The 25,338-nt window shown below is 51.6% G+C and carries 37 protein-coding genes; 35 read left to right on the top strand and 2 right to left on the bottom strand.

From position 1 onward, the window contains the following. Nucleotides 1-51: 51 nt before the first annotated feature. The 4 genes from accC (at nucleotide 52) to acpP (ending at nucleotide 3,373) form a co-directional block, all read left to right on the top strand. On the top strand, nucleotides 52-1,404 hold the full coding sequence (accC, locus tag BMX22_RS09955; protein WP_074742304.1) for an acetyl-CoA carboxylase biotin carboxylase subunit: 1,353 nt from the start codon (nucleotides 52-54) through the stop codon (nucleotides 1,402-1,404). A 15-nt stretch (nucleotides 1,405-1,419) separates the two neighbouring features. Beyond that, nucleotides 1,420-2,262 carry an acetyl-CoA carboxylase, carboxyltransferase subunit beta gene (accD, locus tag BMX22_RS09950; RefSeq protein ID WP_074742303.1) on the top strand — a complete coding sequence of 281 codons (843 nt, stop codon included), beginning with the start codon at nucleotides 1,420-1,422 and terminating at the stop codon, nucleotides 2,260-2,262. Between the two features lie 3 nt (nucleotides 2,263-2,265). After that, entirely contained in the window at nucleotides 2,266-3,072 is an 807-nt protein-coding gene (locus tag BMX22_RS09945; protein WP_074742302.1) for an acetyl-CoA carboxylase carboxyltransferase subunit alpha, read from the top strand. A 67-nt stretch (nucleotides 3,073-3,139) separates the two neighbouring features. Continuing rightward, on the top strand, nucleotides 3,140-3,373 hold the full coding sequence (gene acpP, locus BMX22_RS09940) for an acyl carrier protein (RefSeq protein WP_074742301.1): 234 nt from the start codon (nucleotides 3,140-3,142) through the stop codon (nucleotides 3,371-3,373). 54 nt (nucleotides 3,374-3,427) lie between these two features. On the opposite strand, the gene BMX22_RS09935 is transcribed toward acpP, so the two are convergent. Beyond that, on the bottom strand, nucleotides 3,428-4,162 hold the full coding sequence (locus BMX22_RS09935) for a dockerin type I domain-containing protein (RefSeq protein WP_074742300.1): 735 nt from the start codon (nucleotides 4,160-4,162) through the stop codon (nucleotides 3,428-3,430). 199 nt (nucleotides 4,163-4,361) lie between these two features. On the opposite strand from BMX22_RS09935, the gene BMX22_RS09930 reads away from it, so the two are divergent. From BMX22_RS09930 to BMX22_RS09905, 6 genes are all read left to right on the top strand, one after another. Further along, entirely contained in the window at nucleotides 4,362-5,024 is a 663-nt protein-coding gene (locus BMX22_RS09930) for a P-loop NTPase (protein ID WP_074742299.1), read from the top strand. Nucleotides 5,025-5,311: 287 nt separating this feature from the next. Continuing rightward, nucleotides 5,312-5,518: a 4Fe-4S dicluster domain-containing protein gene (locus BMX22_RS09925; RefSeq protein ID WP_074742298.1), complete on the top strand. Its 207-nt coding sequence runs from the start codon at nucleotides 5,312-5,314 to the stop codon at nucleotides 5,516-5,518. A 45-nt stretch (nucleotides 5,519-5,563) separates the two neighbouring features. Next, entirely contained in the window at nucleotides 5,564-6,607 is a 1,044-nt protein-coding gene (locus BMX22_RS09920) for a 3-methyl-2-oxobutanoate dehydrogenase subunit VorB (protein ID WP_074742340.1), read from the top strand. Then, nucleotides 6,607-7,377, top strand: coding sequence for a thiamine pyrophosphate-dependent enzyme (locus tag BMX22_RS09915; protein WP_074742297.1), 771 nt, complete (start codon nucleotides 6,607-6,609; stop codon nucleotides 7,375-7,377). The genes BMX22_RS09920 and BMX22_RS09915 overlap by 1 nt, the downstream gene beginning before the upstream one ends. After that, entirely contained in the window at nucleotides 7,377-7,910 is a 534-nt protein-coding gene (locus BMX22_RS09910; RefSeq protein WP_074742296.1) for a 2-oxoacid:acceptor oxidoreductase family protein, read from the top strand. The genes BMX22_RS09915 and BMX22_RS09910 overlap by 1 nt, the downstream gene beginning before the upstream one ends. Nucleotides 7,911-8,144: 234 nt before the next feature. Continuing rightward, nucleotides 8,145-8,585 (top strand): hypothetical protein, encoded by a 441-nt coding sequence (locus BMX22_RS09905; protein ID WP_074742295.1) that lies wholly within the window; start codon nucleotides 8,145-8,147, stop codon nucleotides 8,583-8,585. A gap of 35 nt (nucleotides 8,586-8,620) precedes the next feature. Here BMX22_RS09905 and BMX22_RS09900 read toward each other — a convergent pair whose 3' ends face one another. After that, the gene (locus BMX22_RS09900) at nucleotides 8,621-9,352 is read right to left on the bottom strand and encodes a helix-turn-helix domain-containing protein (protein ID WP_074742294.1); all 732 of its coding nucleotides are present in this window, start codon (nucleotides 9,350-9,352) and stop codon (nucleotides 8,621-8,623) included. 230 nt (nucleotides 9,353-9,582) lie between these two features. Between BMX22_RS09900 and BMX22_RS09895 the strand changes: the two genes are divergently transcribed. The 25 genes from BMX22_RS09895 to rplO all read left to right on the top strand — a co-directional run bounded on the left by BMX22_RS09895 (nucleotide 9,583) and on the right by rplO (nucleotide 25,337). Continuing rightward, complete coding sequence (locus BMX22_RS09895) at nucleotides 9,583-10,227, top strand: histidine phosphatase family protein (RefSeq protein ID WP_074742293.1); 645 nt, start codon at nucleotides 9,583-9,585, stop codon at nucleotides 10,225-10,227. A gap of 382 nt (nucleotides 10,228-10,609) precedes the next feature. After that, complete coding sequence (locus BMX22_RS09890) at nucleotides 10,610-11,407, top strand: hypothetical protein (RefSeq protein WP_074742292.1); 798 nt, start codon at nucleotides 10,610-10,612, stop codon at nucleotides 11,405-11,407. 4 nt (nucleotides 11,408-11,411) lie between these two features. Further along, on the top strand, nucleotides 11,412-12,275 hold the full coding sequence (locus tag BMX22_RS09885) for an RluA family pseudouridine synthase (protein WP_081349163.1): 864 nt from the start codon (nucleotides 11,412-11,414) through the stop codon (nucleotides 12,273-12,275). 1,104 nt (nucleotides 12,276-13,379) lie between these two features. After that, a complete protein-coding gene (locus BMX22_RS09880) occupies nucleotides 13,380-15,110 on the top strand; it encodes a peptidoglycan DD-metalloendopeptidase family protein (protein ID WP_074742291.1) in 1,731 nt (576 codons plus the stop codon). A 900-nt stretch (nucleotides 15,111-16,010) separates the two neighbouring features. Continuing rightward, nucleotides 16,011-16,325, top strand: coding sequence for a 30S ribosomal protein S10 (gene rpsJ / locus BMX22_RS09875; RefSeq protein WP_031563375.1), 315 nt, complete (start codon nucleotides 16,011-16,013; stop codon nucleotides 16,323-16,325). 108 nt (nucleotides 16,326-16,433) lie between these two features. Beyond that, on the top strand, nucleotides 16,434-17,066 hold the full coding sequence (gene rplC / locus BMX22_RS09870) for a 50S ribosomal protein L3 (protein WP_074742290.1): 633 nt from the start codon (nucleotides 16,434-16,436) through the stop codon (nucleotides 17,064-17,066). A 17-nt stretch (nucleotides 17,067-17,083) separates the two neighbouring features. Beyond that, nucleotides 17,084-17,707: a 50S ribosomal protein L4 gene (gene rplD / locus BMX22_RS09865; protein WP_074742289.1), complete on the top strand. Its 624-nt coding sequence runs from the start codon at nucleotides 17,084-17,086 to the stop codon at nucleotides 17,705-17,707. Beyond that, nucleotides 17,707-18,000 (top strand): 50S ribosomal protein L23, encoded by a 294-nt coding sequence (rplW, locus tag BMX22_RS09860; RefSeq protein WP_031563382.1) that lies wholly within the window; start codon nucleotides 17,707-17,709, stop codon nucleotides 17,998-18,000. The genes rplD and rplW overlap by 1 nt, the downstream gene beginning before the upstream one ends. A 78-nt stretch (nucleotides 18,001-18,078) precedes the next feature. Beyond that, nucleotides 18,079-18,912, top strand: coding sequence for a 50S ribosomal protein L2 (gene rplB, locus BMX22_RS09855; RefSeq protein WP_074742288.1), 834 nt, complete (start codon nucleotides 18,079-18,081; stop codon nucleotides 18,910-18,912). A 22-nt stretch (nucleotides 18,913-18,934) separates the two neighbouring features. Beyond that, complete coding sequence (gene rpsS, locus BMX22_RS09850; RefSeq protein ID WP_009984992.1) at nucleotides 18,935-19,219, top strand: 30S ribosomal protein S19; 285 nt, start codon at nucleotides 18,935-18,937, stop codon at nucleotides 19,217-19,219. 20 nt (nucleotides 19,220-19,239) lie between these two features. Further along, on the top strand, nucleotides 19,240-19,575 hold the full coding sequence (rplV, locus tag BMX22_RS09845; RefSeq protein WP_074742338.1) for a 50S ribosomal protein L22: 336 nt from the start codon (nucleotides 19,240-19,242) through the stop codon (nucleotides 19,573-19,575). Between the two features lie 18 nt (nucleotides 19,576-19,593). Beyond that, a complete protein-coding gene (rpsC, locus tag BMX22_RS09840; RefSeq protein ID WP_074742287.1) occupies nucleotides 19,594-20,382 on the top strand; it encodes a 30S ribosomal protein S3 in 789 nt (262 codons plus the stop codon). Continuing rightward, a complete protein-coding gene (gene rplP, locus BMX22_RS09835; protein ID WP_019680106.1) occupies nucleotides 20,382-20,807 on the top strand; it encodes a 50S ribosomal protein L16 in 426 nt (141 codons plus the stop codon). Before rpsC ends, rplP begins: the two co-directional genes overlap by 1 nt. After that, entirely contained in the window at nucleotides 20,807-21,004 is a 198-nt protein-coding gene (gene rpmC, locus BMX22_RS09830; protein ID WP_031563395.1) for a 50S ribosomal protein L29, read from the top strand. Before rplP ends, rpmC begins: the two co-directional genes overlap by 1 nt. Nucleotides 21,005-21,023: 19 nt before the next feature. After that, on the top strand, nucleotides 21,024-21,284 hold the full coding sequence (rpsQ, locus tag BMX22_RS09825) for a 30S ribosomal protein S17 (protein WP_019680108.1): 261 nt from the start codon (nucleotides 21,024-21,026) through the stop codon (nucleotides 21,282-21,284). 41 nt (nucleotides 21,285-21,325) lie between these two features. Continuing rightward, on the top strand, nucleotides 21,326-21,694 hold the full coding sequence (gene rplN, locus BMX22_RS09820; RefSeq protein ID WP_009984984.1) for a 50S ribosomal protein L14: 369 nt from the start codon (nucleotides 21,326-21,328) through the stop codon (nucleotides 21,692-21,694). 18 nt (nucleotides 21,695-21,712) lie between these two features. Further along, nucleotides 21,713-22,054, top strand: coding sequence for a 50S ribosomal protein L24 (rplX, locus tag BMX22_RS09815; RefSeq protein ID WP_074742286.1), 342 nt, complete (start codon nucleotides 21,713-21,715; stop codon nucleotides 22,052-22,054). Nucleotides 22,055-22,069: 15 nt separating this feature from the next. After that, complete coding sequence (gene rplE, locus BMX22_RS09810) at nucleotides 22,070-22,609, top strand: 50S ribosomal protein L5 (protein ID WP_031563403.1); 540 nt, start codon at nucleotides 22,070-22,072, stop codon at nucleotides 22,607-22,609. 16 nt (nucleotides 22,610-22,625) lie between these two features. Continuing rightward, nucleotides 22,626-22,811, top strand: a complete 186-nt coding sequence (locus tag BMX22_RS09805; RefSeq protein ID WP_009984979.1) for a type Z 30S ribosomal protein S14 — start codon at nucleotides 22,626-22,628, stop codon at nucleotides 22,809-22,811. Between the two features lie 24 nt (nucleotides 22,812-22,835). Then, nucleotides 22,836-23,234, top strand: coding sequence for a 30S ribosomal protein S8 (gene rpsH, locus BMX22_RS09800; protein ID WP_031563406.1), 399 nt, complete (start codon nucleotides 22,836-22,838; stop codon nucleotides 23,232-23,234). Nucleotides 23,235-23,246: 12 nt separating this feature from the next. Continuing rightward, a complete protein-coding gene (gene rplF / locus BMX22_RS09795; RefSeq protein WP_074742285.1) occupies nucleotides 23,247-23,792 on the top strand; it encodes a 50S ribosomal protein L6 in 546 nt (181 codons plus the stop codon). A gap of 19 nt (nucleotides 23,793-23,811) precedes the next feature. Next, nucleotides 23,812-24,171, top strand: a complete 360-nt coding sequence (gene rplR / locus BMX22_RS09790; RefSeq protein ID WP_074742284.1) for a 50S ribosomal protein L18 — start codon at nucleotides 23,812-23,814, stop codon at nucleotides 24,169-24,171. Nucleotides 24,172-24,186: 15 nt separating this feature from the next. After that, a complete protein-coding gene (rpsE, locus tag BMX22_RS09785) occupies nucleotides 24,187-24,687 on the top strand; it encodes a 30S ribosomal protein S5 (RefSeq protein WP_031563412.1) in 501 nt (166 codons plus the stop codon). A 13-nt stretch (nucleotides 24,688-24,700) separates the two neighbouring features. Then, nucleotides 24,701-24,877 carry a 50S ribosomal protein L30 gene (gene rpmD / locus BMX22_RS09780; protein ID WP_031563414.1) on the top strand — a complete coding sequence of 59 codons (177 nt, stop codon included), beginning with the start codon at nucleotides 24,701-24,703 and terminating at the stop codon, nucleotides 24,875-24,877. A 19-nt stretch (nucleotides 24,878-24,896) separates the two neighbouring features. Continuing rightward, entirely contained in the window at nucleotides 24,897-25,337 is a 441-nt protein-coding gene (rplO, locus tag BMX22_RS09775; protein ID WP_074742283.1) for a 50S ribosomal protein L15, read from the top strand. Nucleotide 25,338: the final 1 nt, after the last annotated feature.

Raw genomic sequence — 25,338 nt, 5'->3', positions numbered from 1 at the left:
AGGCTAAAGGCTAAAGGCTAAAGGCTCGACCAAGCAAGGAGATAAATACAAATGTTCAAGAAAATACTCATCGCCAACAGAGGCGAGATAGCGGTACGCATCATAAGAGCCTGCCGCGAGCTCGGGATACGCTGTGTCACGGTGTATTCCACAGCGGACAGAACGTCCCTGCACGCGCAGATAGCCGACGAATCGGTCTGCATAGGCCCCCCCGCGACGAAGGACAGCTACCTCAACATGAATGCGATAATACAGGCAGCCCACAACGTCGGCGCGGACGCCATACATCCGGGATTCGGCTTCCTTTCGGAGAACGCGGAGTTTGCGCGTCTCTGCGAGAAGAACGGCATCACCTTTATCGGACCTTCATACAAGGCGATAGAGATGCTCGGCGACAAGGCAGCCGCGAAGGAGACCATGGCAGCCGCGGGAGTCCCCGTGATACCGGGCTCAAAGGGCGCAGTCAAGAGCCTTGCCGAAGCAAAGCGCATAGCAGAGCAGTGCGGCTACCCAGTGCTCGTCAAGGCATCCGCAGGCGGCGGCGGACGCGGTATACGCCGCGTGGATTCGCCGAAAGACCTCGAATCGCAGATGACAGCCGCCAAGCAGGAGGCGCTCAGCTTCTTTGGTGACGATACCGTATATATCGAAAAATTCCTGATAAACCCGCACCATGTCGAGATACAGATGATAGCCGACGAACAGGGGCACTACATCTACCTTGGCGAGCGCGACTGCTCAATGCAGCGCCGCAATCAGAAGGTGCTGGAGGAGTGCCCGAGCCCTATCGTTGACGCCGAGCTCCGCAGACAAATGGGCGAAGCGGCGATAACAGCAGCAAAGCAGTGCGGCTACTACAACGCGGGAACGATAGAGTTCCTCGTAGACGAGAACCGCGACTTCTACTTTATGGAGATGAATACGCGCATACAGGTCGAGCACCCGATAACCGAGGAGGTAACGGGCTTTGACATAGTCAAGGCGCAGATAGAGATAGCCGAGGGCTTGCCGCTGCACGTGACGCAGAGTGATATCAAGCTGCGCGGACACGCGATAGAGTGCCGCATCAACGCCGAGAACCCGAAGCTTAACTTCCGCCCCTCACCGGGCACGATAAACGCGCTGTACGTTCCGGGCGGCCCGGGAATACGCATAGACGGCGCAGTATATCAGGGCTACACGATAACGCCCTACTACGACTCAATGATAAGCAAGCTCATAGCCCACGGCTCCGACCGCGACGACGCTATCCGCAAGATGCGCTGGGCGCTGTCCGAGTTCATCGTTGACGGCGTAGACACGAATATAGACTTCCAGCTGCAAATAATCAAGCAGCCCGAATTCCTGAGCGGGAACTACGATATCGGATTCCTGAACAGGTTCATGGAAAAGAGCGGGAAGTAAGGGGGGAGACAGCAGATGTTTGACGATTTTTTCAACGTAGTTAAGCTGCGCTTCAACGGCGGAGACGAGGACGAAGTGCCCACCTTCAAGTGTCCGAGATGTCAGAGCCCCGTCCCCAGAGACAAATACGAGGAGCTGCACAGGGTATGTCCCAACTGCAACTACCACGGCAGACTGCCCGCCTCCGAGCGAATTGCTATAACTGTTGACAAGGGCAGCTTTACGGAGTTCGACTCCGAAATGATAAGCGGCGACCCTATCGACTTCCCCGAATACGGCGAAAAGCAGAAGGAGCTCCGCAAGAGCACGGGTCTGAAGGACGCCGTAGTCACGGGCACAGCGAAGATAAAGGGCATAGAGACCGTGATAGGCGTCATGGACTCGAACTATATGATGGGAAGTATGGGCAGCGTAGTGGGCGAGAAGATAGCCCGCGCATTCGAGTACGCGACCGAAAAGGGGCTTCCCGTGGTTCTTTTCACGGCTTCGGGCGGAGCCCGAATGCAGGAGGGCATAGTCTCTCTCATGCAGATGGCAAAGACCTCGGGAGCAGTAAAGCTCCACAGCGATAACGGCGGCTTGTACATCACAGTCCTCACAGACCCGACAACAGGCGGCGTCACGGCGAGCTTTGCCTCGCTCGGAGACGTGATAATCGCCGAGCCGAAGATACTCATCGGCTTTGCGGGACGCCGCGTCATCGAGAGCACGATGAAGCAGCGTCTCCCCGAGGACTTCCAGCTTGCCGAATTCATGCAGGAAAAGGGCTTTGTGGATATGATAGTCGAGAGAAAGCGCATGAGAGCGACCCTCGGACATATCCTCGCGCTCCACGGCTATAAGGAAAAGGAGGTCTGACCTGTGGACGAGAAAAAAACTGCGTGGGAGCGACTGAAGCTTGTCCATACCAAGGGCAGACCCACGATAAACGACTATATACCGCTTATTTTCGACGAATTCTACGAGATGCACGGCGACCGCTTCTACGGCGATGACAAAGCGATATTGGGCGGCATCGCCTCTCTCGACGGCACCCCCGTGACAGTGATAGCACAGGTCAAGGGCAGGGACATCGACGAGAACAAGGCTTGCAACTTTGCAATGCCGCTCCCCGAGGGCTACAGAAAGGCACTGCGTCTTGCAAAGCAGGCGGAGAAGTTCCACCGTCCGATAATCTGCTTCATCGACACTCCTGGCGCATATGCGGGAGTAGCGGCGGAGGAGAGAGGACAGGGCGAGGCTATCGCCCGCAATATAGCGGAATTCATGACATTGCGCACGCCGATAATCTCGATAGTTCTCGGCGAGGGCGGAAGCGGCGGAGCTCTTGCACTGGGCGTTTGCGACGAGCTCGCCATGCTCGAGAACGCACAGTATTCGGTAATATCGCCGCGCGGTTTCGCGAGCATCCTGTGGAAGGACGCCGAGCGTGAGGAAGAAGCGTGCAATATAATGAAGATAACCGCGGAAGATATGGTGCGTCTGGGTGTCGCAGAATCCATAATTGAAGAGCCTCTCGGCGGCGCACACAACGATTTAGACAAAATTTCGGAAAATATAAAGGAATATTTGTCATATAAAATCCCCGAAAAATGCAAAAAAGATATTGACGTTTTGCTGAAAGAACGTTATACTAAGTTTAGAAAAATCGGAGAGTTCACAGAGTGACAGATTTTTCATCCTTCTGCGCGGGCAGGAGGGCCCATAAATATAAAAAAGAAACGGAGGAAAAAATATGGTATTTGATAAGCTCAAGGAGATCATCGTAGAACAGCTCGGCGTTGAAGAGGACGCTGTAACACCCGAGGCAAACATTCAGGAGGATCTCGGCGCAGATTCTCTCGACATCGTAGACCTTATCCAGACGATCGAGGACGAGTACGACCTCTCTATCCCTGACGAGGCTGTAGAGGAGATCAAGACGGTTAACGACATCGTTAACTACATCGAGAAGAACACCGAGGAATAATTCGGTAATAAAATCGGCTCCCGTCATGGGAGCCTTTTTTGTTTGCTTTGAAGGTTATTGCTTGTCATAGTATTTTTTACCCGAATCGGGACGGAAATATGTCCTGATGTAGCCATCTGTGGATAAAACAACGAATTCATTCGTGCTCTCAATATAGAACACGTCATCGCCGTCTTCCTTTTCTGTTTTGTGCAGTGCCGCGACGTTGTTGATGACGTTGCTCGCGCCTCGTTCGTATTCCTCTGCGGTGGTGTAGCCGAAATCGTCGGCAAATTCAGCGCCGTGTTTGGAAAAATGCTGGTTAAGGAGCGATTTGCTGCGGAAATGATATTCAACGTACACTTTTTGTGTAGTTGTTGTTGCAGTTGTTGTGGTAGTAGTGGTGCTGGTTGTCGAGGTAGTTGTAGTAGTAGTTGTTGTTGTTGTTGTCGAGAGCACGGCAAAGTATTCTTCAAGCGGCTTTGTTCCGCCTGTGGAAATGTATGAGTAATACGCAAGTATCATCGACGCGTCCTTGGAATCGGTCATGCCGTCACTGTTCAGGTCGGCACGCGCCTTTTTTTCATCGGTGAATGAGCCTGCCTTGTCAGTTGAAAGGAGCGAATATTCCGCAAGAACCTCCGAGGCGTCCTTTGAATTGACTGCGGTGTCGCCGTTTACGTCGCCGAGTGAAAAGCTCTGAGCTGCGGCTGTATCAAGAGGAATGCCCGCAGAATTGGCAGGAGCGTTGAAGACTGTGCATACGAGTGCGGCGGAAAGCAGAGCTGCTGCTATTTTGCGGATAATCATGATTTGACCTCCTTGGTTTTTGATAGTTTTATTATATTATAAGCAGCGGGTGTTGTCAAGTTTTTGCTGTTTACTATAGTCTTAACTCTCTCTTGGGACGAAGTCCCAGTATGACCCGAGAAAAAGTACTTGCATTTGACAGTGTAAAGTGGTATAATATAAGTTACAGGATTTTTTATAAGCCTAAATGAGGACAAATATGAAAAAGATAACCATTATCACAGGTCACTACGGAAGCGGAAAGACCAATCTCTCGGTAAATCTTGCCGTAAGAGCCGCTGAGGAGGGCAAGAAGGTCGCAGTTGTCGACCTCGACCTCGTAAATCCCTACTTCCGCACAGCCGACTTCAAGGAACTTTTCGAGCAGAAGGGGATAAAGCTCATTGCCCCCGACTTCGCGAACACCAACCTCGATGTTCCGTCGATACAGTTTGACGTCGAGCAGCTCGCGATAAACGAGGACTGCCTCATCATCGACGTAGGCGGCGACGACGCGGGAGCCACCGCCCTCGGGCGCTATGCCGAGGCGATGCTTGAACGTTTCCCCGACGATATAGATATGCTCTACGTCATCAACCAGCGCCGCACGCTCACCTCAAACGCGAACGAGGCAGCAGCGCTGATGTACGAGATAGAGGCGGCATCGCGCATGAAGCACACCGCGATAGTGAACAACACCAACCTCGGCTGCGAGACGACCATAGATATCGTGGAGCAGTCGGCGGAGTTTGCAGCGAAGGTCTCGGCGAAGACGGGGCTGCCGCTCGCGTTCACGACCTGCCCCGAGGAGCTGTGCGAGCTCACCGAGAGCAGCGGCATACTGCCGATAAAGGTCTACGTAAAACTGCCGTGGGACAAATAATGTAGGGGACGGCGTCCTCGACGTCCCGCCAATGAACTCAATTGTAGGGGACGGCGTCCTCGACGTCCCGCCAATGAACTCAATTGTAGGGGCGAGTTCCGCTCGCCCGTAAATTTGTCGGCAATTATCGGGCGCACGGATAAGCAGCACACCAAATCTTCGATTTGGATTGTGATGCTATATGCAGCTTTGCTGTAATGCGCCCCTACACGATATTGATATAATATAAGGTAAAAACGCGGAAATTCCGCTTTACAATATACAGCTATGCGAAGGGAGTGAAAAGAATGGCAAAGATGACTGTTATTACCGAGCGCTGCAAGGGCTGCGGACTATGTACTGCTGCCTGTCCCAAGAAGATAGTTGCTCTCCAGAAGGAAAAGCGAAACAAGAAGGGATATTTCTACGCTGAGTGTACAGACGAATCAGCTTGCATAAGCTGCGCGATGTGCGCAACTATGTGCCCCGACTGCGCTATCGTTATCGAAAAGTAAACATTCATTATTGAAAGGAGCTGTTTAGCTTTGGAAAGAAATCTTATGAAGGGTAACGAGGCTCTTGCCGAGGCTGCTATCAGAGCAGGCTGTAAGTGCTTTTTCGGCTACCCCATCACTCCCCAGACAGAGCTTGCCGCATATATGGCAAAGCGTATGCATAAGGCAGGCGGCGTATTCCTTCAGGCAGAGTCTGAAATTGCCGCTATAAATATGGTCCTCGGCGCTGCTTCGACAGGCGTCAGAGCAATGACATCATCGTCATCGCCGGGAATCTCGCTCAAGAGCGAGGGCGTATCATACATTGCAGGTTCCGACCTCCCCGCTGTAATCATCAACGTAGAGAGAGGCGGCCCGGGTCTCGGCGGTATCCAGCCCTCACAGGCTGACTACTGGCAGGCAACGAAGGCTCTCGGCCACGGCGACTTCCAGCTTCTCGTTTATGCACCCGCATCCGTTCAGGAAATGGTAGACTACGTAGTAAAGGCATTCGACCGTGCCGACAAGTACCGTATGCCCGCAATGATACTGGCTGACGGACTTCTCGGACAGATGATGGAGCCTGTTTCCTTCCCCGAGATAAATCCCGACGCATACGACAAGAGCGGCTGGGCTGCTAATGGTCACAAGAACGCAAGAGACCACCACATCATCAACTCTCTCTACCTCAAGCCCGACGAGCTCGAGAATTCCATCATCGAGCGCTACAAGAGATATGATATCATCAAGGAGACCGAGACAGAGGCAGAGCTCTACCTCACCGAGGACTGCGATATCCTCCTCTGTGCATTCGGTGCGACCGCAAGAGTCGTAAAGTCCGCCGTAAACACAGCAAGAGAGCAGGGCATCAAGGCAGGACTGTTCCGTCCCAAGACCTTGTGGCCCTTCCCCGTAAAGGAGATAAACGAAGCTGCAAAGAGCGCGAAGGCACTCCTCAGCGTCGAGATGTCCATGGGTCAGATGGTAGACGATATCAAGCTCGCTATCAACTGCTCAAAGCCCGTTGAGTTCTTCGGAAGAACAGGCGGCGTAATCCCGACACCTGCCGAGGTACTTGCTGAAATAAAGAGAATAGGAGGTACACTCTGATGTCAGTAGTATTTGAAAGACCCCATGCACTCATTGATGTGCCTACACATTACTGCCCGGGCTGTACACACGGAATCGTACACCGCATACTCGCCGAGGTCATCGACGAAATGGGCATCGAGGGCGACACTATCGGCGTATGTCCTGTTGGCTGCTCGGTAATGGCATATGATTACTTCGGCTGCGATATGATAGAGGCAGCTCACGGACGTGCTCCGGCTGTAGCTACAGGCGTAAAGCGCACAAATCCCGACAAGTTCGTATTTACATATCAGGGTGACGGAGACCTCGCCGCTATCGGTACTGCCGAGACAGTACACTCCGCAACAAGAGGCGAGAACATCGTCGTTATCTTCATCAACAACACTATCTACGGCATGACAGGCGGCCAGATGGCACCTACCACACTCCCTGGTCAGGTAACACAGACGACCCCCTTCGGACGCAGCCCTCAGCTCGCAGGCTACCCCGTAAAGGTATGCGAGATGCTCTCACAGCTCACAGGTACAGCTTATGCAGAGCGTGTAGCTGTTGACAGCGTACCCCACGTCAAGGCAGCAAAGAAGGCTATCCGCAAGGCATTCGAGAATCAGAAGGCAGGCAAGGGCTTCTCTATCGTAGAGGTTCTGTCTACCTGCCCGACAAACTGGGGTCTCACACCTCTTGAGGCTATCAAGCGCCTTCAGGACGAGATGATCCCGTATTATCCCCTCGGCGTATACAAGGACGTTGAAGAGGGAGTATTTCCCGCAGAAGGAGGCAACGAATAATGGCAACAACTGAAATTCTCCTCGCAGGCTTCGGCGGACAGGGCATCCTCTTCGCAGGAAAGATACTGGCATACTGCGGACTCATGGACAACAAGGAGCTCTCATGGCTCCCTTCGTACGGCCCCGAGATGAGAGGCGGCACGTGCAACTGCTCGGTATGCATCTCGGATGAGCCCATCGGCTCACCTCTGGTACTCACCCCCGACCTCCTCATCGTAATGAACCAGCCCTCGTTCGACAAGTTCGTGAAGGACGTACGTCCTGGCGGAAAGGTATTCTTCGACAGCACTATGATAGAGGCAAACACCGACAGAACAGACATCGAGCTGTACGGCATCCCGTCGCAGCAGATGGCAGACGACAACGCTCTCAAGGGCGGTTCGAACATCATACTGCTCGGCAAGCTCCTCAAGGAGACGAACATCTGCTCGCTCGACACGATGAAGAAAGCTATCGAGAAGGTAGTACCGCCTAAGAAGGCAGCACTTATCCCGAACAACTACAAGGCTATCGAGCTTGGTATGAATGCATAATCAAGAGCTAAGAGCTCAGAAAAGGGCACACCTTTAGGCTGCTCTCCTTAGCGGAAAAAAGTGGGCTACCGAGCCGTAAAGTAACGGCTCATATTTGGTAACCTGCGAATCCGCCAAAGGGGGCTCCCCTTGGTGTGCCCTTTCTTTGCATGGGGAGTTTTGCCGTGTGACAAAATTGACATAACCTCTCTGATATGCTATAATAAAACAAATCTGAGAATTGCAGGTGATAATATGACAAATATAGAAAAGCTTGTAGCGCTGTACCGCAAGATGTCGCGCATCGAGAAAGATTATGACGGACAGTCTTTCGACTATGCGGTCGGGATGAAGCTTGGCGCAATGGCAAAGGACGGCGAGGAGGTGCTTGCCGCCGTAACAGGCGACGCAGTAGAGAATGCGGACGGCAGCTATGGAATGCAGCTCATCATCGCGCCGAACGGAGGCAGGAACTATTTCATCATCTTCCCGAATACCGAGACGGCAGCGGATATGGGCACAGGCTATACGATGTGCAGTCTCTCGCAGCTTCTGGAGCTCGCGGACGAAACGCCGCAAATGGCAGGTCTACAGCTTATTCTCTCTGTAGACAAGTCGACGGGACGTTTCGGCTCGGGCGAGATAAACGAAAACATGGTAAGGATAGCGGTAAACTACTCAAAGGAGAAGAAATAAGAAAGTCCCTGCCGAAGCAGGGACGGTAGAGCGTATCAGTAGCCGCGGTTATTTTCGCCGTTGCTGTGGTATTTCGAGCGGGTGCGGGCGATACTTTCCTCGCTGCGCTTGATGAGGTTGAGCAGCGACGACGAATATTGCGCATAATCCTTTTGCAGAGTAGAAGTAGTGATGTAGAGAGTATCGAAGTTGTCGATACAGTCATTGCCGTCGAGGGCGATACCGCTTGAAGCGGCTTTGATATCGGCTTCGCTCATAGAGATGATAGCGTTCGAGCTGTCGTTTGCGATGACCTTGGGGATGCGGAAGAGCTTCTGGTCGTTGTGGGGATTAGCGTTATAAACGATACGGAAGAGCTTGTAAACGGACAGCATGAGGTAAGACGATACCTCTTTGATGAGGGTAATGCTGTTAGCCTTCTGCGCGAGTGAGAAGAGCAGACTTATCGAGTTGTTGATGATACGTCTGTTGAAGTTGATTATCTCGGGCGAAGGCATCTTGAGGGTATTGTTTCCGTCGTCGTCGGGGATATCCTCGATAGTGATGACCTTTCCCTCGGGCTCGGGAGTACGACCGAGCAGGTAGTCGCAGGATACATTATAGTAATCAGCGATCTTGACGAGGAAATTCAGACCGCACTCTCTGATGCCTTTTTCGTAGTGAGAGAGCAGAGCCTGAGAAATGCCGAGGTCTGCGGCAGCCTGTTTCTGACTGATGTGGCGTTCTTTTCTCTGCAATGTGATGATACGTGCGAAATCTGAATTCATGGGGATTCCCTCCTAAAAAGAAAATTTGATACAAATAGCATTATGCGGATGGATGCATACTGAAAGTATATTTTTGCCGTAATATTATTATATAACAATCTGTATAAATTGTAAATATGCTGAAATATGGAAATACGGGCAGATTTCAAGTGCTAATTTGTAAGAATTACCAACAGTCATAAAAAACGGGCTGCATTTTGGCGGTTTTGCATAATGAGAAGGAGCATAATATGAAAGGATACAGGATAAGCGTTATCCGCCACGGACTGACCGAGGCGAACGAAAAGGGAATATACATCGGAAAGACGGATATGCCGCTCTCTGCCAAGGGAGCAGCCGACCTTGCGGCGAAAATGGACGAATTCGACTACCCGTCCGTACACAGGGTCTACACATCGCCTCTTCTGAGGTGCAGGGAGACCGCGGACATTCTCTTTCCCGAGACAGAGATAGTCCCCGTGGACGACTTCCGCGAGCTCGACCTCGGCGAATTTGACGGCAAGAGCGTGGATGAGCTGATAAACCGTGCCGACTACAAGGCGTGGCTCCGCGGGGGCAAGGACGCGCGTCCGCCGAAGGGCGAGAGCCTTGAGGAGATGACGGCACGCACGTACACGGGACTTCACGCCATCATCACGGATATGATGCAGAGCGGGCTGACGCACTGTGCTCTCATCACGCACGCAGGGATAATATCGAATATGCTTGCGGGCTTCGGCATACCGAAGTATTCGCCCTCGCAGATAACGACGGAGGCGGGCGGCGGATTCGACATACTGACGACGGCGCAGATGTGGCTTAATTCCCAGTGTTTCGAGATACTGGGCTACTGCCCCTACGAGCGCATAGAGGACGACGGTCCCGATTTTGAATAAAATCCCATAAAGCTCACATAATACCAGTGTAATTCGGAATGCGAAATTCGGAATTATAAGCCTTTAGCCGTTAGCCTTTAGCTTGCGGTATCGCCTACGGCGATGATTTTAAAATTGTAGGGGCGCCCTTTGGGCGTTCGTGTGACAATAACGTTGTTTTATGCAGTCGGCGGAACGCTGCCCCTACATTTCAATTATTATCGGCGAAGCCGATACCATAAGCTGACGGCTAAGGGGAGCCCCCTTTGGCGGTTTCGCAGGATACCGAATATGTACCGTAAATTTACGGCTCGGTAGCCCACTTTTTCCGTTAAGGGGAGCACACTAACGGCTAACGGCTTTAATCTTAGCTCTTTTGCGAATTGTGTGTGGGAGTGGTTATTTGAGTATATGGCAGCTTATCGGCTATACACGGCGGCGTATCCGCGGCAGGCGGGCGGAGCTGCTGCTTGTCTGTCTGCCGCCTATAGCGGCGGGACTGCTTTTTCGGCTCGGCGAGGCGGCATTTTTCAGTATGCTCCTTTACTTCGGAGCGATGCGCCCTGCCGAGCTTTTCAGCGGGAGTTTTGCGGGACAGCTCGTCCTCGCGGCAATGCTGACCCTCCTGCGCTGGGGAGTCACCGCACCGCTGAAATGCGCGGCAGCAGCGAAGCTTAGGAGCGCGGTCACAGACGGAGCGGAGGACGTTCCCGTGTCGGAGCTGCTTCTCCGCGGGAGCTTCGTGCGCCGCAGTATCACGGCATATGCGGCAGGCAGGCTGCTGTGCTTTGCGGCACTGGTGCCGACGGCTCTGCTCGGAGCATACACGTACACTCTCATTGCCGACGGAGGCGTGGGCAGCGAGCTTTTTGCTGCATGGAATGCGGCGGCTCTTGCCGTATTATCGGCATTTTTATGGCTCGCAGCGCGGCTTTGCGTGACGGCAGTGCCCTTTCTGCTCGCGGAATATCCCGAGCACGGCGGCATCTCCTGCGTGCTGATGTCGCTGAGCTTTATGCGCGGCAGGAAGCGGCTTCCGCTGGGACTGGCGGCGGTGTATTTTCTGCCGCTGGCTACGGCAGTCGGCATACCGATATTTCTGCCCGAAGCTGCGGCAGCGTTCGCGACGGGCATTTCCATTTTCATAAAAGAGGACGAATACGCGCATTCAGCGGTGCGTCGCGTCCGACGGGCGGGGTGAAACAGTGGCGGAGCTGAGATTTATAGTAGACACGGAGGAGCCCGTGACGGTCAAGACCTTTCTGCGCGGGAGAAACGGCGTATCAGCGCGGCTTCTGGCGAAGTTGAAGCATCGCGAAGGCGGCATCACCTGCAACGGGAGCCCGATACGGAGCATAGACACGGTCAGGGCAGGGGACGTCCTCGTCCTTGATATGGGCGAAAACGCCGCAGCAGAGCCGAATCCGCAGCTCTGTGTGCCGATAGTGTACGAAAATCCGAGCCTTGTGGTGTTCGACAAGCCCGCAGGAATGCCTGTTCACGAGTCGCACGGGCACCGCGGAGACACTCTCGCGAATTACTTTGCACACCTGTATCCCGAGAGGTCGTTTCGCCCTGTAAATCGGCTTGACAAGGACACATCGGGGCTGTGTCTGGTCGCAAAGGACGCTCATGCGGCGAATCTGCTTCAGGGGAGCTGCGAAAAGGTCTATTTTGCGGCGGTCGAGGGCATCACCGACGACGCGGGCGCCATCGACGCCCCCATTGCCCGCGAGCAGGAGAGCGTGATACTGCGGTGCGTGCGCGAGGACGGCAGACCGTCGGTCACGCATTACAGGAAAATAGCCGAAAACAGGCACTTTTCGCTGCTGGAGATAAGGCTGGAGACAGGACGCACCCACCAGATACGCGTGCATTTCGCGTACATAGATCATCCACTGGCAGGGGACGATATGTACGGAGGCTCGGTCGCGGATATAAGCAGACAGGCTTTGCACTGCGGAAAACTGACGTTTACCGTGCCGCTCACGGGCGAGAAGGTCACTGCGGAGGCAGAGCTCCCCGAGGACATAAAACGCCTCTTCACCGATGAGGTCGGCAGACCGTGACACAGGGTCGCGTGACAGAATGTTCCACGTGGAACAAATGTTTTTCGGACGTAAAAACAGGGAAAAATCCAAGAAAATGCTAAGTTTCAGCGTATATAAGCGTGTATATCAGATTAATGATTTAGCATACCGCGTCAACTTATAAAACAATATATACGCTTTAACGGACGCAAAACTGTGCTCTGCTGTTGGCTGAAAAACCTGAGCTTGCAGCGACAGCCCCGCGTGTCTGTCCGCAATAATTATGCGGAGCCGACAACGCGCGGAAGTGTCCCTGCGCCTGTCCACGGGAAGCTGAACACCCGCAGATGCCGATTTTTCGGTATGTGTGCTTGTTTGCGGTCGGGTGATATCTGCTCCTGCGGGTCGCTGCTGCACTTGCACAGACGACGGTAAAACAGTTAGCTAAGGCAACACCGCACAAAGCCCGCCTGAATGCTTTGTACTGGATATGCTTGCATATTTTCCGTCATCATGCACAGAAATTCCTTGACATACGTCAGTATGCCTGTGGAATTTCTATACAATCTGACGAAAAATCTGTCGGCGCATCTCCAGCACAAGCTTTGTGCGGTATTGCCCTAAATACAGCCTGATTTTTGTGCAGACCTACAAAATTCCCGCCTGATGACTTTTTTCGAGCCCTTTTCCCGTTGTTTTTTTCCAAGAATAAGCTATAATATAATGTGTCTCCAATAACCGCTTTTAGGCGGTTATTGCCCCGAACTTCGTTCGGAGAGCGCAAATTCTTTACAATATTTGGAATTTGCGCGCCGCATTAATTGAGGTCAAGCTCTTTTTGCCACGAAGGGCAAAACAAAGTGCAAGAAAATATCAATATCCTTGTTTTTCTTGCACCATGACAACTAAAAATCGGCTTTAAAAAGCTATATGATGCCAATTTTTAGTTGTTGAGCAGACATTGATATAATGTGTCTTCAATAACCGCTTTTAGGCATTTGCTGACCCGAACTTCGCTCGGGAACGCTGATTGTTAAAAAAATTGCAAATTTTCGATTTGCATTTATTGGCGTCAGGCTCGGTCTGAACTGAAGGGCAAAATGGACGAGCTGACATTAAAACTATGGAGAGGAGTATCGCTTTTTGGGCATTTTCCATAACGCAGCCGACGCTGTGACAAGCCTTTTTGTCCGCGCCGCTCACTGCACTTTCAAGTTCATTGCGGCTATACTGCTCGCCGTGATAAAGACCCTCTGCTTCATCGCCGCCGAGCTTCGGGACATGTTAAAGGCTGTTGGCGGCGGTATTTTATGGCTCTGGAGAGAGTTTACCGAGTCATTCCGAAGCCGTGTCAAGCTCTCGAACGAGCTCACACGAAAGGTGCGCAAAGCTAAAAAAGAGGGCAAACGCGAGTACATCACCGCGCTCGTCAACTTCGTCGGCTCCTTCTTCTTCGGCGAGAACGGCGTCATCTACACTGCCTTCAACTACACGCTCCCGATACTCTGCATCGCCTTCCTTGTGGGGGTCGTGCGCTTCGGCTCGGGTCTCGAATACGGTATTGCTGTCGAGTACAACGGGCATGAGATAGGCATTATCTCAGCAGAGTCCGACTTCGATTCCGCCGCGCGCGATGTCAAGCAGAGAGTCGCTTACTCCGATAACGGTGAGGCTCTTGATATGTCCGCAAAGCTCTCGCTCCGCGTTATATCCGATGACGACAAGTTCATTACCGCGGGTCAGCTCGCGGACAAGATGCTCGAAGCTTCCGATGAGGACCTCACCGAGGCTTACGGTATCTACATCGACGGCTCTTTCGTCGGAGCTGTCAGCAACAAGAAGGCTGTCGAGGATGCGCTCGAGGACAGGCTCCTCAACTACGATGTAAAAGGCACCGTCAGGGACGTTTCCTACGTCAATAAAATAGAGTATACAAAGGGTATTTACCTCCGAAACAGTGTAAAATCGGAGGACGAGACCATCGCTCAGCTTACCTCCGCAAAGGAGAAAAAACGCGTCTATGTCGCTCAGGCGGGCGATAATATCGTCACCGTCGCACAGAAGTACGGTATGGAGCTCGAGAAGATAAATGAGCTTAATCCCGATATCGGCGTTGAGCTCAGAGACGGTCAGATGATAAATGTCATTCAGACCGAGAGCTACCTGCCAATTCAGTATGTCCGCGAAATGGACACGCTCTCCTTCCTCGAGTATGAGACCGTTGAGGTCGAGACAAGTGCGCTCAATGTCGGCGTCGTTGCTACCCTGACAAAGGGCGAGCGCGGCGAAAAAGAGAGCAAGGTGGAGATAACCTATATCGACGGCATCGAAGCGTCGCGCAAGGTCATCAGCAATAATATCACTAAAAACCCCGTCATGGAGGTCATCGGCTACGGTACTTACTCCGCTATGCCTGATAACCCCGATACCTGCTTCTTCGGTCAGCCCCTCACGGGCACGGGAGAGTTCGGCTGGCCGCTCGACGGCGGCTGGGTAAGCGATACCTTCATCAGTGACCGTAACCATAAGGGCCTTGATATCGCTGCTCCCGAGGGTACGGAGATATACGCTGCCGAGGAGGGTGAGGTAGTGTCGGCGGGCTGGAACTCGGGCGGTTACGGAAATGTCGTTATGATCGAGCACCCAGGCGGCTATGCCACCGTTTACGGTCACATGATATCCGTTTATGCGGTCGAGGGCGAGTACGTACAGAAGGGGCAGCTCATAGGCTTCGTCGGCAATACGGGCAACTCCTTCGGCGACCACTGCCACTTCGAGGTCCGCTATCAGGGTATCTGCTATGACCCCGCCTCCTTCCTCAATACCGAGAATATGGCTGAGGAAAAGAAAAAACGCGACGAGGAGAAGGACTGATTTTGCAGAGAGGCGGGATATCCCGCCTCTTTTGTAGTTATGCTGCGCGGAGGTATCTGCCGATTTTGACAAGGTATGGCGCGAACATTGGGATTCCAAAGGGGCTGCGTCCCTTTGGCAGGGTCTGGGGCAGCGCCCCAGCAGGGTGTGGGACGGCGTCCCACACCAAAGCGCGCTCCGCAAGGGGATGAATCGAAAAACAGTCCGGCGGACTGTTTTTCGAGATAAGCTGCGTACCAAATCTTTGATTTGGCTTTCGCAGCTATATGCAACTCTGTTGCTGGGGACGCCCTGCAAGAGAGGGCGTCCCCTTGTGGCAGTTCACAATTGATATGCCCGCGGAATTATTCCGCGCGCGATGACAACGCCTTTTTATTCGGGCGCACGGAATGCGCCCCTACAATGCGTGTCCCTACATTATGTTAATTGTTCGTTTGATTTGCGGGGCGATGTGGGCATCGCCCCCTACAAAGCGCTCGTTGTGACAATCTCACAAAATTTTGACGGAATTATCTGTAAAGTTCTACAGGCAAAATTTTGCCAATGCTTGCATTTGCCCTCAATATATGGTATAATTGTCATTGTTGAGCGCACCCTGATCCGTGCGCGACTGCAAAAAGATATGCGAGGAAGCGGAAGGTTGCTGTCGGTCTGACAGGGAATTTCCGTGGAGTATGTCCGATTTTAAACCGGGCGAATGGGATAATGAACACAGTTCGTGTTATGCATCAGGCGCAGCTTGCGTATGCGCTTGCTATGCTCACTTTGTGTCTCAATATGTCTGAACGCGGCTCGGAAAATAACGATTTTTCGAGCTTTTTTAATACGGTCAAGCATGAAACACACGGAAACGTGTGTATCCCAAGAAGCGTCCCCAAAATTTTTCAAGGAGGCGAAATCATGGCAGTCAACGAAAAGATCAGATTCAAGATCAAGGGCTACGATCACGCTACAGTAGACATCGCTGCAGCTAAGATCGTTGAGGCGGCTAAGAGAAGCGGTGCGAGAGTTTCGGGTCCTATCCCGCTCCCCACAGATAAGGAAGTTGTTACTATCCTTCGCGCTGTACACAAGTACAAGGACAGCCGCGAGCAGTTCGAGATGAGAACTCACAAGAGACTTATCGATGTTCTCCGTCCCACAGACAAGACATCAGCTGCTTTCGAGAAGCTCGAGATCCCCGCAGGCGTAGACGTTGTTATGGAAGTCAAGTAATTGACCGATATTACGCTTGAAATCGCCGCTCGGGAAGCGGTATGGCGGTAGTCCGCCGGTCATGTTGACGACCTTCGTCAACCAATAACCTAACAGGAGGAAAATGATATGCAGAAAGGCATTATCGGCAAGAAGATCGGTATGACTCAGATCTTCGACGAAGCAGGAAAAGTGATTCCTGTAACAGTAGTTGAAGCCGGTCCCTGCGTTGTGGTACAGAAGAAGACCGTTGAGAATGACGGCTACGCTGCACTTCAGCTCGGCTACGGCGACGTAAAGGTACAGAGAGTAAACAAGCCTATGAAGGGCCACTTCGATAAGGCTGACGTTGCTTGCAAGAAGAACCTCAAGGAGTTCAGACTCGATGACTGTGACGCTCTCAATGTGGGCGACATCGTTAAGGCTGACACATTTGCTGTGGGTGACGCTATCGACGTCATCGGCACAAGCAAGGGTAAGGGCTTCGCAGGCGCTATAAAGCGTCACAATCAGCACAGACTCAAGGAAACTCACGGTACAGGCCCTGTTCACAGACAGGCAGGTTCCATGGGCGCTTGCTCGTCTCCTTCCCGTATCTACAAGGGCAAGGGCATGGCAGGTCACATGGGCGCAGAGCAGGTGACTGTTCAGAACCTCGAGATCGTTAAGATAGACGCAGAAAACAATCTCATCGCTATCAAGGGTGCAGTTCCCGGTCCTAAGGGCGGAATCGTATATATCGTTGACAGCGTTAAGGCTTAAGGAAGGAGGAAACGTTAATGTCTACAATTTCAGTATTTGATATGGCCGGCAAGCAGGTATCCGAGACAGAGCTCAACGACGAGATCTTCGGTATCACTCCCAACGAAGCTGTTATGCACGCAATGGTTGTAAACTACCTCGCTAACCAGAGACAGGGCACACAGTCCACTCTTACAAGAACCGAAGTAAGCGGCGGCGGCAGAAAGCCCTGGAGACAGAAGGGTACAGGTCATGCAAGACAGGGCTCGACACGTGCTCCTCAGTGGTACCACGGCGGCGTTGCTCTTGGTCCCAAGCCCAGAGATTACAGATACGCACTCAATAAGAAAGTAAGAAGACTTGCTATGAAGTCTGCTCTTTCCACTAAGGTGCTCGATAACAATATGATAGTTCTTGATGCTCTCGCTCTCGACAGCTACAAGACAAAGACTATCGCTGATATGCTCAAGGCTCTCGGCGTTGAGGGCAAGGCTCTCATCGTTACTGCTGAGGCTGACGCAAAGGTTATAAAGAGCGCTGCTAACATCCCCGGTGTTAAGACAGCTGCTGTAAACACCCTTAACGTATACGACATCCTCAACTATGACAAGTTCATCGTTGTTAAGAATGCCGTAGGAAAGATAGAGGAGGTGTACGCATAATGAAAACAGCACAGGATATCATCCTCAAGCCCGTTATCACTGAGAAGTCTATGGACGGTCTTCAGGCAGGAAAGTACACCTTTAAAGTAGCTAAGGACGCTACTAAGCCCGAGATAAAGAAGGCTGTTGAGAAGCTCTTCGGCGTTGAGGTCGACAAGGTCACCACAATGAACGTGAGCGGCAAGGCTAAGCGCCTCGGCAGATATGAGGGTATGACTGCTTCTTGGAAGAAGGCTATCGTTACTCTTACCGAGGATTCAAAGGCTATCGAGTTCTTCGAGGGTATGTATTAATAGTTGATACCTTTTAATAAGGAAGAACAAGTATGGGAGTAATGCTCCCGCGAAAACGCATTAAAGGAGAAAATTGAAATGGCTATTAAAACCTACAAGCCTACTACTCCTTCCAGACGTCAGATGACTGTTACCGATTATTCGGTACTCTCTAAGGTAGAGCCCGAGAAGAGCCTTCTCGAGCCTATGAAGAAGAAGTCGGGAAGAAATAGCTACGGCAGAATCACAGTTCGCCACAGAGGCGGCGGTAACAGAAGAAAGTACCGCGTTATAGATTTCAAGCGTGACAAGGACAACATGATCGCTGTTGTTCAGACTCTTGAGTACGATCCCAACAGAAGCGCTTTCATCGCTCTCGTTCAGTATGAGGACGGCGAGAAGAGATACATCCTCGCTCCCAACGGTCTGAAGGTTGGCGACAAGGTAGAGTCCGGCCCCGAGGCTGATATCAAGCCCGGCAACGCTCTCAAGCTCGAGGACATCCCTGTTGGTACATTCATCCACGCTATCGAGCTTTACCCCGGCAAGGGCGCTCAGCTCGTTAGAAGCGCAGGCAACCAGGCTCAGCTCATGGGCAAGGAGGGCGGATATGCTCTTATCAGACTTCCCTCCGGCGAGATGAGAAAAGTTCCGATAGGCTGCAAGGCTGCTGTCGGCCAGGTTTCCAACATCGACCACGAGAACGTAAACTACGGTAAGGCCGGTCGTGTAAGAAACATGGGCTGGAGACCTACAGTCCGCGGTTCTGTTATGAACCCCTGCGATCACCCGCACGGCGGTGGTGAGGGTAAGTCACCTGTCGGCCGTCCCGGACCTGTTACCCCTTGGGGCAAGCCCGCTCTCGGCTATAAGACACGCAAGAAGCACCACAGAACAGATAAGTTCATCGTAAAGCGCCGCAACGGCAAGTAATCTGAAAGGAGGAACTTGATAAATGAGTAGAAGTATCAAAAAGGGACCTTATGTCCAGGAAGTTCTCCTGAAGAGGGTCGTTGCAATGAATGAGGCAGGCGAGAAGAAGGTTCTCAAGACATGGAGCCGTTCTTCCACGATTTTCCCTGACTTCGTAGGTCACACATTCGCTGTTCATGACGGTCGCAAGCACGTTCCGGTTTATGTAACAGAGGATATGGTAGGTCACAAGCTCGGCGAGTTCGCACCTACAAGAACATACAAGGGCCACGCAGGCTCCAAGACATCCAACAACGGTAAGAAGTAAGCGAAAGGAGGAGCTGAATGATGGAAGCAAGAGCTTATTTAAGAAATGCTCGTATATCACCCAGAAAGGTGCAGATCGTTCTCGATCTCATCAGAAACAAGCCGGTTGACATCGCACTGGCTACTTTAGATCTTACTCCTAAGGCTGCAAGTCCTATCGTTTCAAAGCTTGTAAAGTCTGCTCAGGCAAACGGTGTGAACAACTTCAGCATGGACGGCGATAACCTCTATGTTGCAGAGTGCTTCGTTACACCCGGTCCTATAATGAAGAGGATCATGCCCAGAGCACAGGGTAGAGCATACAGAATTTTAAAGAGAACATCACATATAACAGTTGTTCTTAAAGAAAAAGAATAATCCCAAGGAGGTCTGATTATGGGACAGAAAGTTAATCCGCACGGACTCCGTGTCGGCGTTATTAAGGATTGGGATTCACGCTGGTATGCCGATAAGGCACACTTCGGCGACACTCTCGTTGAGGACTACAACGTTCGTAATTTCATTAAGAAGAGCTTATATGCTGCTGGTGTTCCCAGAATTGAGATCGAGCGCTTCAACGATAAGGTGAGGATCCACATCCACTGCGCTAAGCCCGGTATCGTTATCGGCAGACAGGGCGCTGAAATAGAGAAGCTCAGAGTACAGCTCGAAAAGATGATGAAGAAGCAGGTATTCGTGAACATCATCGAAGTTAAGCAGCCCGATATGGATGCTACACTCGTTGCCGAGAAGATCGCTCTCGACCTCGAGAACCGCGTTTCTTTCAGAAGAGCTATGAAGCAGTCTATCGGCAGAACAATGCGTCTCGGCGCGAAGGGTATCAAGGTCAAGGTTTCAGGCAGACTTGCCGGTGCCGAGATCGCAAGAAGCGAGAGCTACCACGAGGGTACTATCCCGCTCCAGACTATCCGTGCTGATATCGACTACGGTTTCGCTGAGGCTGATACAACATACGGCAAGATCGGCGTAAAGGTTTGGATATACAAGGGCGAAGTTCTCAAGGGCGATGCTGCTAAGGCTGCTGCTCAGAGAGAAAAGGTTGAGAGAAAGAACGACCGCGGAAACGACAGACGTCGCCGTGATGACAGACGTGACGGCAACAGACGCGGCGGCAACGGCAGAAACTTCAACCGTGACGCTAAGAGAGAAGGAGGTAATCAGTAATGCTGCTTCCAAAGAGAGTAAAGTACCGCAGAGTCCACAGAGGACGTCTGAAGGGTAAGGCATACAGAGGAAATAAGGTAACTTACGGTGATTACGGTCTTCAGGCACTCGAGCCCGCTTGGATAACCTCCAACCAGATCGAGTCTGCCCGTATCGCTATGACACGTTACATCAAGCGTGGCGGTCAGGTTTGGATAAAGATATTCCCTGACAAGCCCATCACAGAGAAGCCCGCTGAAACACGAATGGGTTCAGGTAAGGGTTCACCCGAGTACTGGGTAGCTGTTGTTAAGCCCGGCAGAGTGCTCTTCGAGATCAAGGGCGTTGCTGAGGAAACGGCAAGAGAGGCTATGCGTCTCGCTATGCACAAGCTCCCCATCAAGTGTAAGTTCGTAACTAAGGCAGAGCAGGAGGTTGAGCAGTAATGAAGGCATCAGAGATAAGAGAAATGTCAGTAGATGAGCTCAACGAGAAGCTCGTAAGCCTGAAAGAGGAGCTTTTCGCTCTCCGCTTTCAGCACGCTGTAAATCAGCTCGACAATACAGCACGTCTTAACGCTGTAAAGAAGGATATTGCTCGCATAAAGACGTCTCTGCGTGCCGCAGAGCTCGCGCAGCAGTAAGAAAGGGAGGATTTAGCTAATGTCTACTGAGAGAAACCTTAGAAAAACAAGAGTAGGTAAGGTTGTAAGCGATAAGATGGATAAGACCGTCGTAGTTGCTATCGTTGATAACGTTAAACACCCGCTTTACAAGAAGATCATCAAGCGTACCGTTAAGCTCAAGGCTCACGATGAGAACAATGAGTGCAGGATCGGCGACCGCGTTGAGGTCATGGAGACACGCCCGCTTTCCAAGGATAAGAGATGGCGCGTTACCAATATCATCGAAAAGGCTAAGTAATTTTGATATAAAGCGTTAAGCTTTGAAAGGAGGAACTCGCTGTGATACAGATGCAGACTTATTTAAAGGTCGCTGATAACACAGGCGCTAAGGAGCTTATGTGTATCAGAGTTCTGGGTGGTACACGCCGCAGATATGCAAATATCGGTGACGTAGTGGTTGCTTCCGTTAAGAAAGCAACACCCGGAGGCGTTGTAAAGAAGGGCGACGTTGTAAAGGCAGTTATCGTTCGTTCAGCAAAGGGTCTCAGAAGAGAGGACGGAACTTATATCCGCTTCGATGAGAACGCTGCTGTTATTATCAAGGAAGACAAGAACCCCAAGGGTACCCGTATTTTCGGACCTGTTGCTAAGGAGCTCCGTGAAAAGGAATACACGAAGATCCTCAGCCTCGCTCCCGAGGTTCTTTAATGGAGGTGTCATTCGATTATGAGTAAAGTTCACGTAAAAACCGGTGACACTGTTATCCTTCTCACAGGCAAGTATGAAGACAAGTACGAGAAGAACGGCGACAGAAAGACCGGTAAAGTCGCACAGGTAAGCCCCAAGGAGGGCAAGGTCATCGTTGAGGGAATCAACGTTATCACAAAGCACGTAAAGCCCACAAGAGTCGGTCAGCAGGGCGGTATCGTCAAGACTGAGGCTCCCGTTTACGCTTCAAAGGTCCAGCTCGTTTGCCCCAAGTGCGGCAAGCCCACAAGAGTTGGTCACGTTATCGAGGGCGACAAGAAGCTCCGCGTTTGCAAGAAGTGCGGCAAGTCTTTTGAATAATAAAGGAGAAACGACATGGCAAGATTAAAGGATTATTATGTTAGCGACGTTGCTCCTGCACTTATGAAGAAGTTCGGCTATAAGAGCGTTATGCAGATCCCGAAGCTCGACAAGGTCGTTATCAATGTCGGCGCAGGTGAGGCAAAGGACAACGCTAAGGTCATCGACGCTATCATGACCGATCTCGCTGCTATCACAGGTCAGAAGCCTATCGTGTGCAGAGCTAAGAAGTCGGTCGCTAACTTCAAGCTTCGTGAGGGTATGCCTATCGGTGTTAAGGTAACACTCAGATCCGAGAAGATGTATGAATTCGTTGACAAGCTCTTCAACGTTGCGTTCCCCCGCGTTCGTGACTTCAGAGGCATCAGCGCTAATTCGTTCGACGGCAAGGGCAACTATTCAACAGGTATCAAGGAACAGCTTATCTTCCCCGAGATCGAGTATGACAAGATCGACAAGGTAAGAGGTATGGATATCAACTTCATCACAACAGCTAACACGGATGAAGAGGCAAGAGAGCTCCTCTCTCTCCTCGGCGCTCCGTTCATCAAGTGATCAGGGAGGAAGAAAAATGGCTAAAAAGGCAATGATCAATAAGCAGCAGAGAACTCCCAAGTATTCCACAAGAGCATATAACAGATGCAAGATCTGCGGCAGACCGCACGCATATCTCAGAAAGTTCGGCATCTGCCGTATATGCTTCAGAGAGCTTGCTCACGACGGACAGATCCCCGGCGTTAAGAAGGCAAGCTGGTAAAAATACGAAAAGGAGGTCATCTGTATGCAAATCACTGATACAATCGCTGATCTTTTAACAAGAATCCGCAATGCGAATACTGCTAAGCACGCCACAGTTGACGTTCCCGCTTCTAATGTTAAGAAGGCTATCACTCAGATCCTCGTTGATGAGGGTTACGTTAAGGGCTTTCAGGTAATAGAAGACGGAAAGCAGGGTGTTATAAGGATCACGCTCAAATACGGCGACAATAAGTCACCTGTAATCACAGGGCTCAGAAGAGTTTCCAAGCCCGGTCTGCGTATCTATTCAAGCTGCGCAGATATGCCCAAGGTCCGCAAGGGTCTGGGTATCGCCATCGTTTCAACTTCAAAGGGTATCGTTACCGACAAGAAGGCAAGAGAGCTCAATGTCGGCGGCGAGGTACTCGCATACATCTGGTAAGGAGGAGCTATTATGTCAAGAATAGGAAGAATGCCTATCGCAGTTCCCGCAGGTGTAGAGGTCAAGAACGATAATAACTGCCTCACAGTCAAGGGACCTAAGGGCGAACTTACAAGACAGTTCAGCCGCGAGCTCGGCATCGAGATCGACGCTGCTGCTATAACAGTTACAAGACCCAGCGATGACAAGCGTCACCGTTCACTTCACGGTCTTACAAGAACTCTTATCGCTAACATGGTAGAGGGTGTTACAAACGGTTACTCCAAGACTCTCGAGATCGAGGGCGTTGGTTATCGTGCTGCAAAGAGCGGCAACAAGGTTACTCTTAACCTCGGTTACTCTCACCCCGTTGTTATTGAGGAAACAGACGCTATCAAGCTCGATGTTCCCCAGCCCAACAAGATCATCGTTAACGGTATCGACAAGCAGGCTGTAGGTCAGTTTGCAGCTGAGATACGCGAGAAGCGTCCGCCTGAGCCGTATAAGGGCAAGGGCATCAGATATGAAGGCGAACATATCATCCGCAAGGAAGGTAAGGCCGGTAAGGGCAAGAAGTAATTAGGAGGAGCAAATTGCTATGGTAAAAAAGTTTGACAGCAATAAGGCAAGATTAAAGAGACACCGCAGAGTACGCGCGAAGATCTCCGGAACTGCTGAGCGTCCCCGCCTTAATGTATTCCGTTCATCAAAGCACATCTATGCACAGCTCATCGACGACATAAACGGCGTTACTCTTGCTTCTGCATCCAGCATGGACAAGGGCTTTGAGGGCAACGGCGGCAACGTTGACGGTGCACGCAAGGTCGGCGAGCTCATCGCTAAGAACGCAGCTGATAAGGGTATCAGCGAGGTCGTTTTCGACAGAGGCGGCTACCTCTATCACGGCAGAGTTCAGGCTCTGGCTGAGGGCGCTCGCGAAAACGGATTAAAGTTCTAAGAGGGAGGTAAAACAATGGCTAATATAGAAACACAGGCTCCCGAGTTTCAGGAGAAGGTCGTTGCCATAAACAGAGTTTCAAAGACTGTTAAGGGCGGCCGTATCATGAAGTTCTCGGCACTCGTTGTTGTCGGCGACGGCAATGGCACAGTAGGCTTTGGTCTCGGTAAGTCGGGAGAAGTTCCTGACGCTATCCGCAAGGGTATCGAGGACGCAAAGAAGAACCTCTGCAAGGTAGCCCTCAAGGGTACAACTATCCCTCACGAGGTCATCGGCGCTTTCGGCGCAGGCAGAGTCCTCATGAAGCCCGCTGCACCCGGTACCGGCGTTATCGCAGGCGGTCCTGTTCGTGCAGTCATCGAGGTAGCAGGTATCAAGGATATCAGAACAAAGTCTCTTCGTTCCAATAACCCCTGCAACGTTGTAAGAGCTACTATCGACGGCCTCAAGGCTTGCACTTCCGCTAAGGACGTTGCTGAAAAGAGAGGCAAGTCTGTAAAGGAAATTTTAGGTTAAGGAGGACTGACAAATGGCTAAGAATATCAAGCTCGTAAAGAGCCTCATAGGCAGAAAAAAGGATCAGATCGCTACTGCTCAGTCACTCGGCCTTCGTAAAGTCGGCGACGTAACTACTCAGCCCGACAACGCTCAGACACAGGGCAAGATCAACAAGATCTCACACCTCATCGAGGTTACAGAAGCGTAAGCAAGGAGGTGCAACAAGAATGAAAATTCACGAATTAACTCCCGCAGCTGATTCCAACAAGGCTGTTAAGCGTGTAGGCAGAGGTCACGGCTCGGGCAACGGCAAGACAGCAGGCAAGGGTCACAAGGGTCAGAATGCAAGAAGCGGCGGCGGCGTAAGGATCGGCTTTGAAGGCGGTCAGATGCCCCTCGCAAGACGTATACCCAAGAGAGGCTTCAACAACATCTTCGCAAGCAAGTTTGCGATCGTTAATGTATCAGACCTCAACAAGTTCAAGGACGGTACCGTTGTTGACGCTGAGCTCCTCAAGGCAGCAGGCCTTATCAAGAAGGAGTATGACGGCGTAAAGGTCCTCGGAAACGGAGAGCTTACCGCTAAGCTGACAGTCAAAGCTGCAAAATTCTCACAGAGCGCTGTTGAGAAGATCGAAAAGGCAGGCGGAAAGACTGAGGTGATGTAAT

The sequence above is a fragment of the Ruminococcus sp. YRD2003 genome (assembly GCA_900109435.1).
GTDB lineage: Bacteria > Bacillota > Clostridia > Oscillospirales > Ruminococcaceae > Ruminococcus > Ruminococcus flavefaciens_G.
This window is presented reverse-complemented; position numbering and strand designations above follow the sequence as displayed.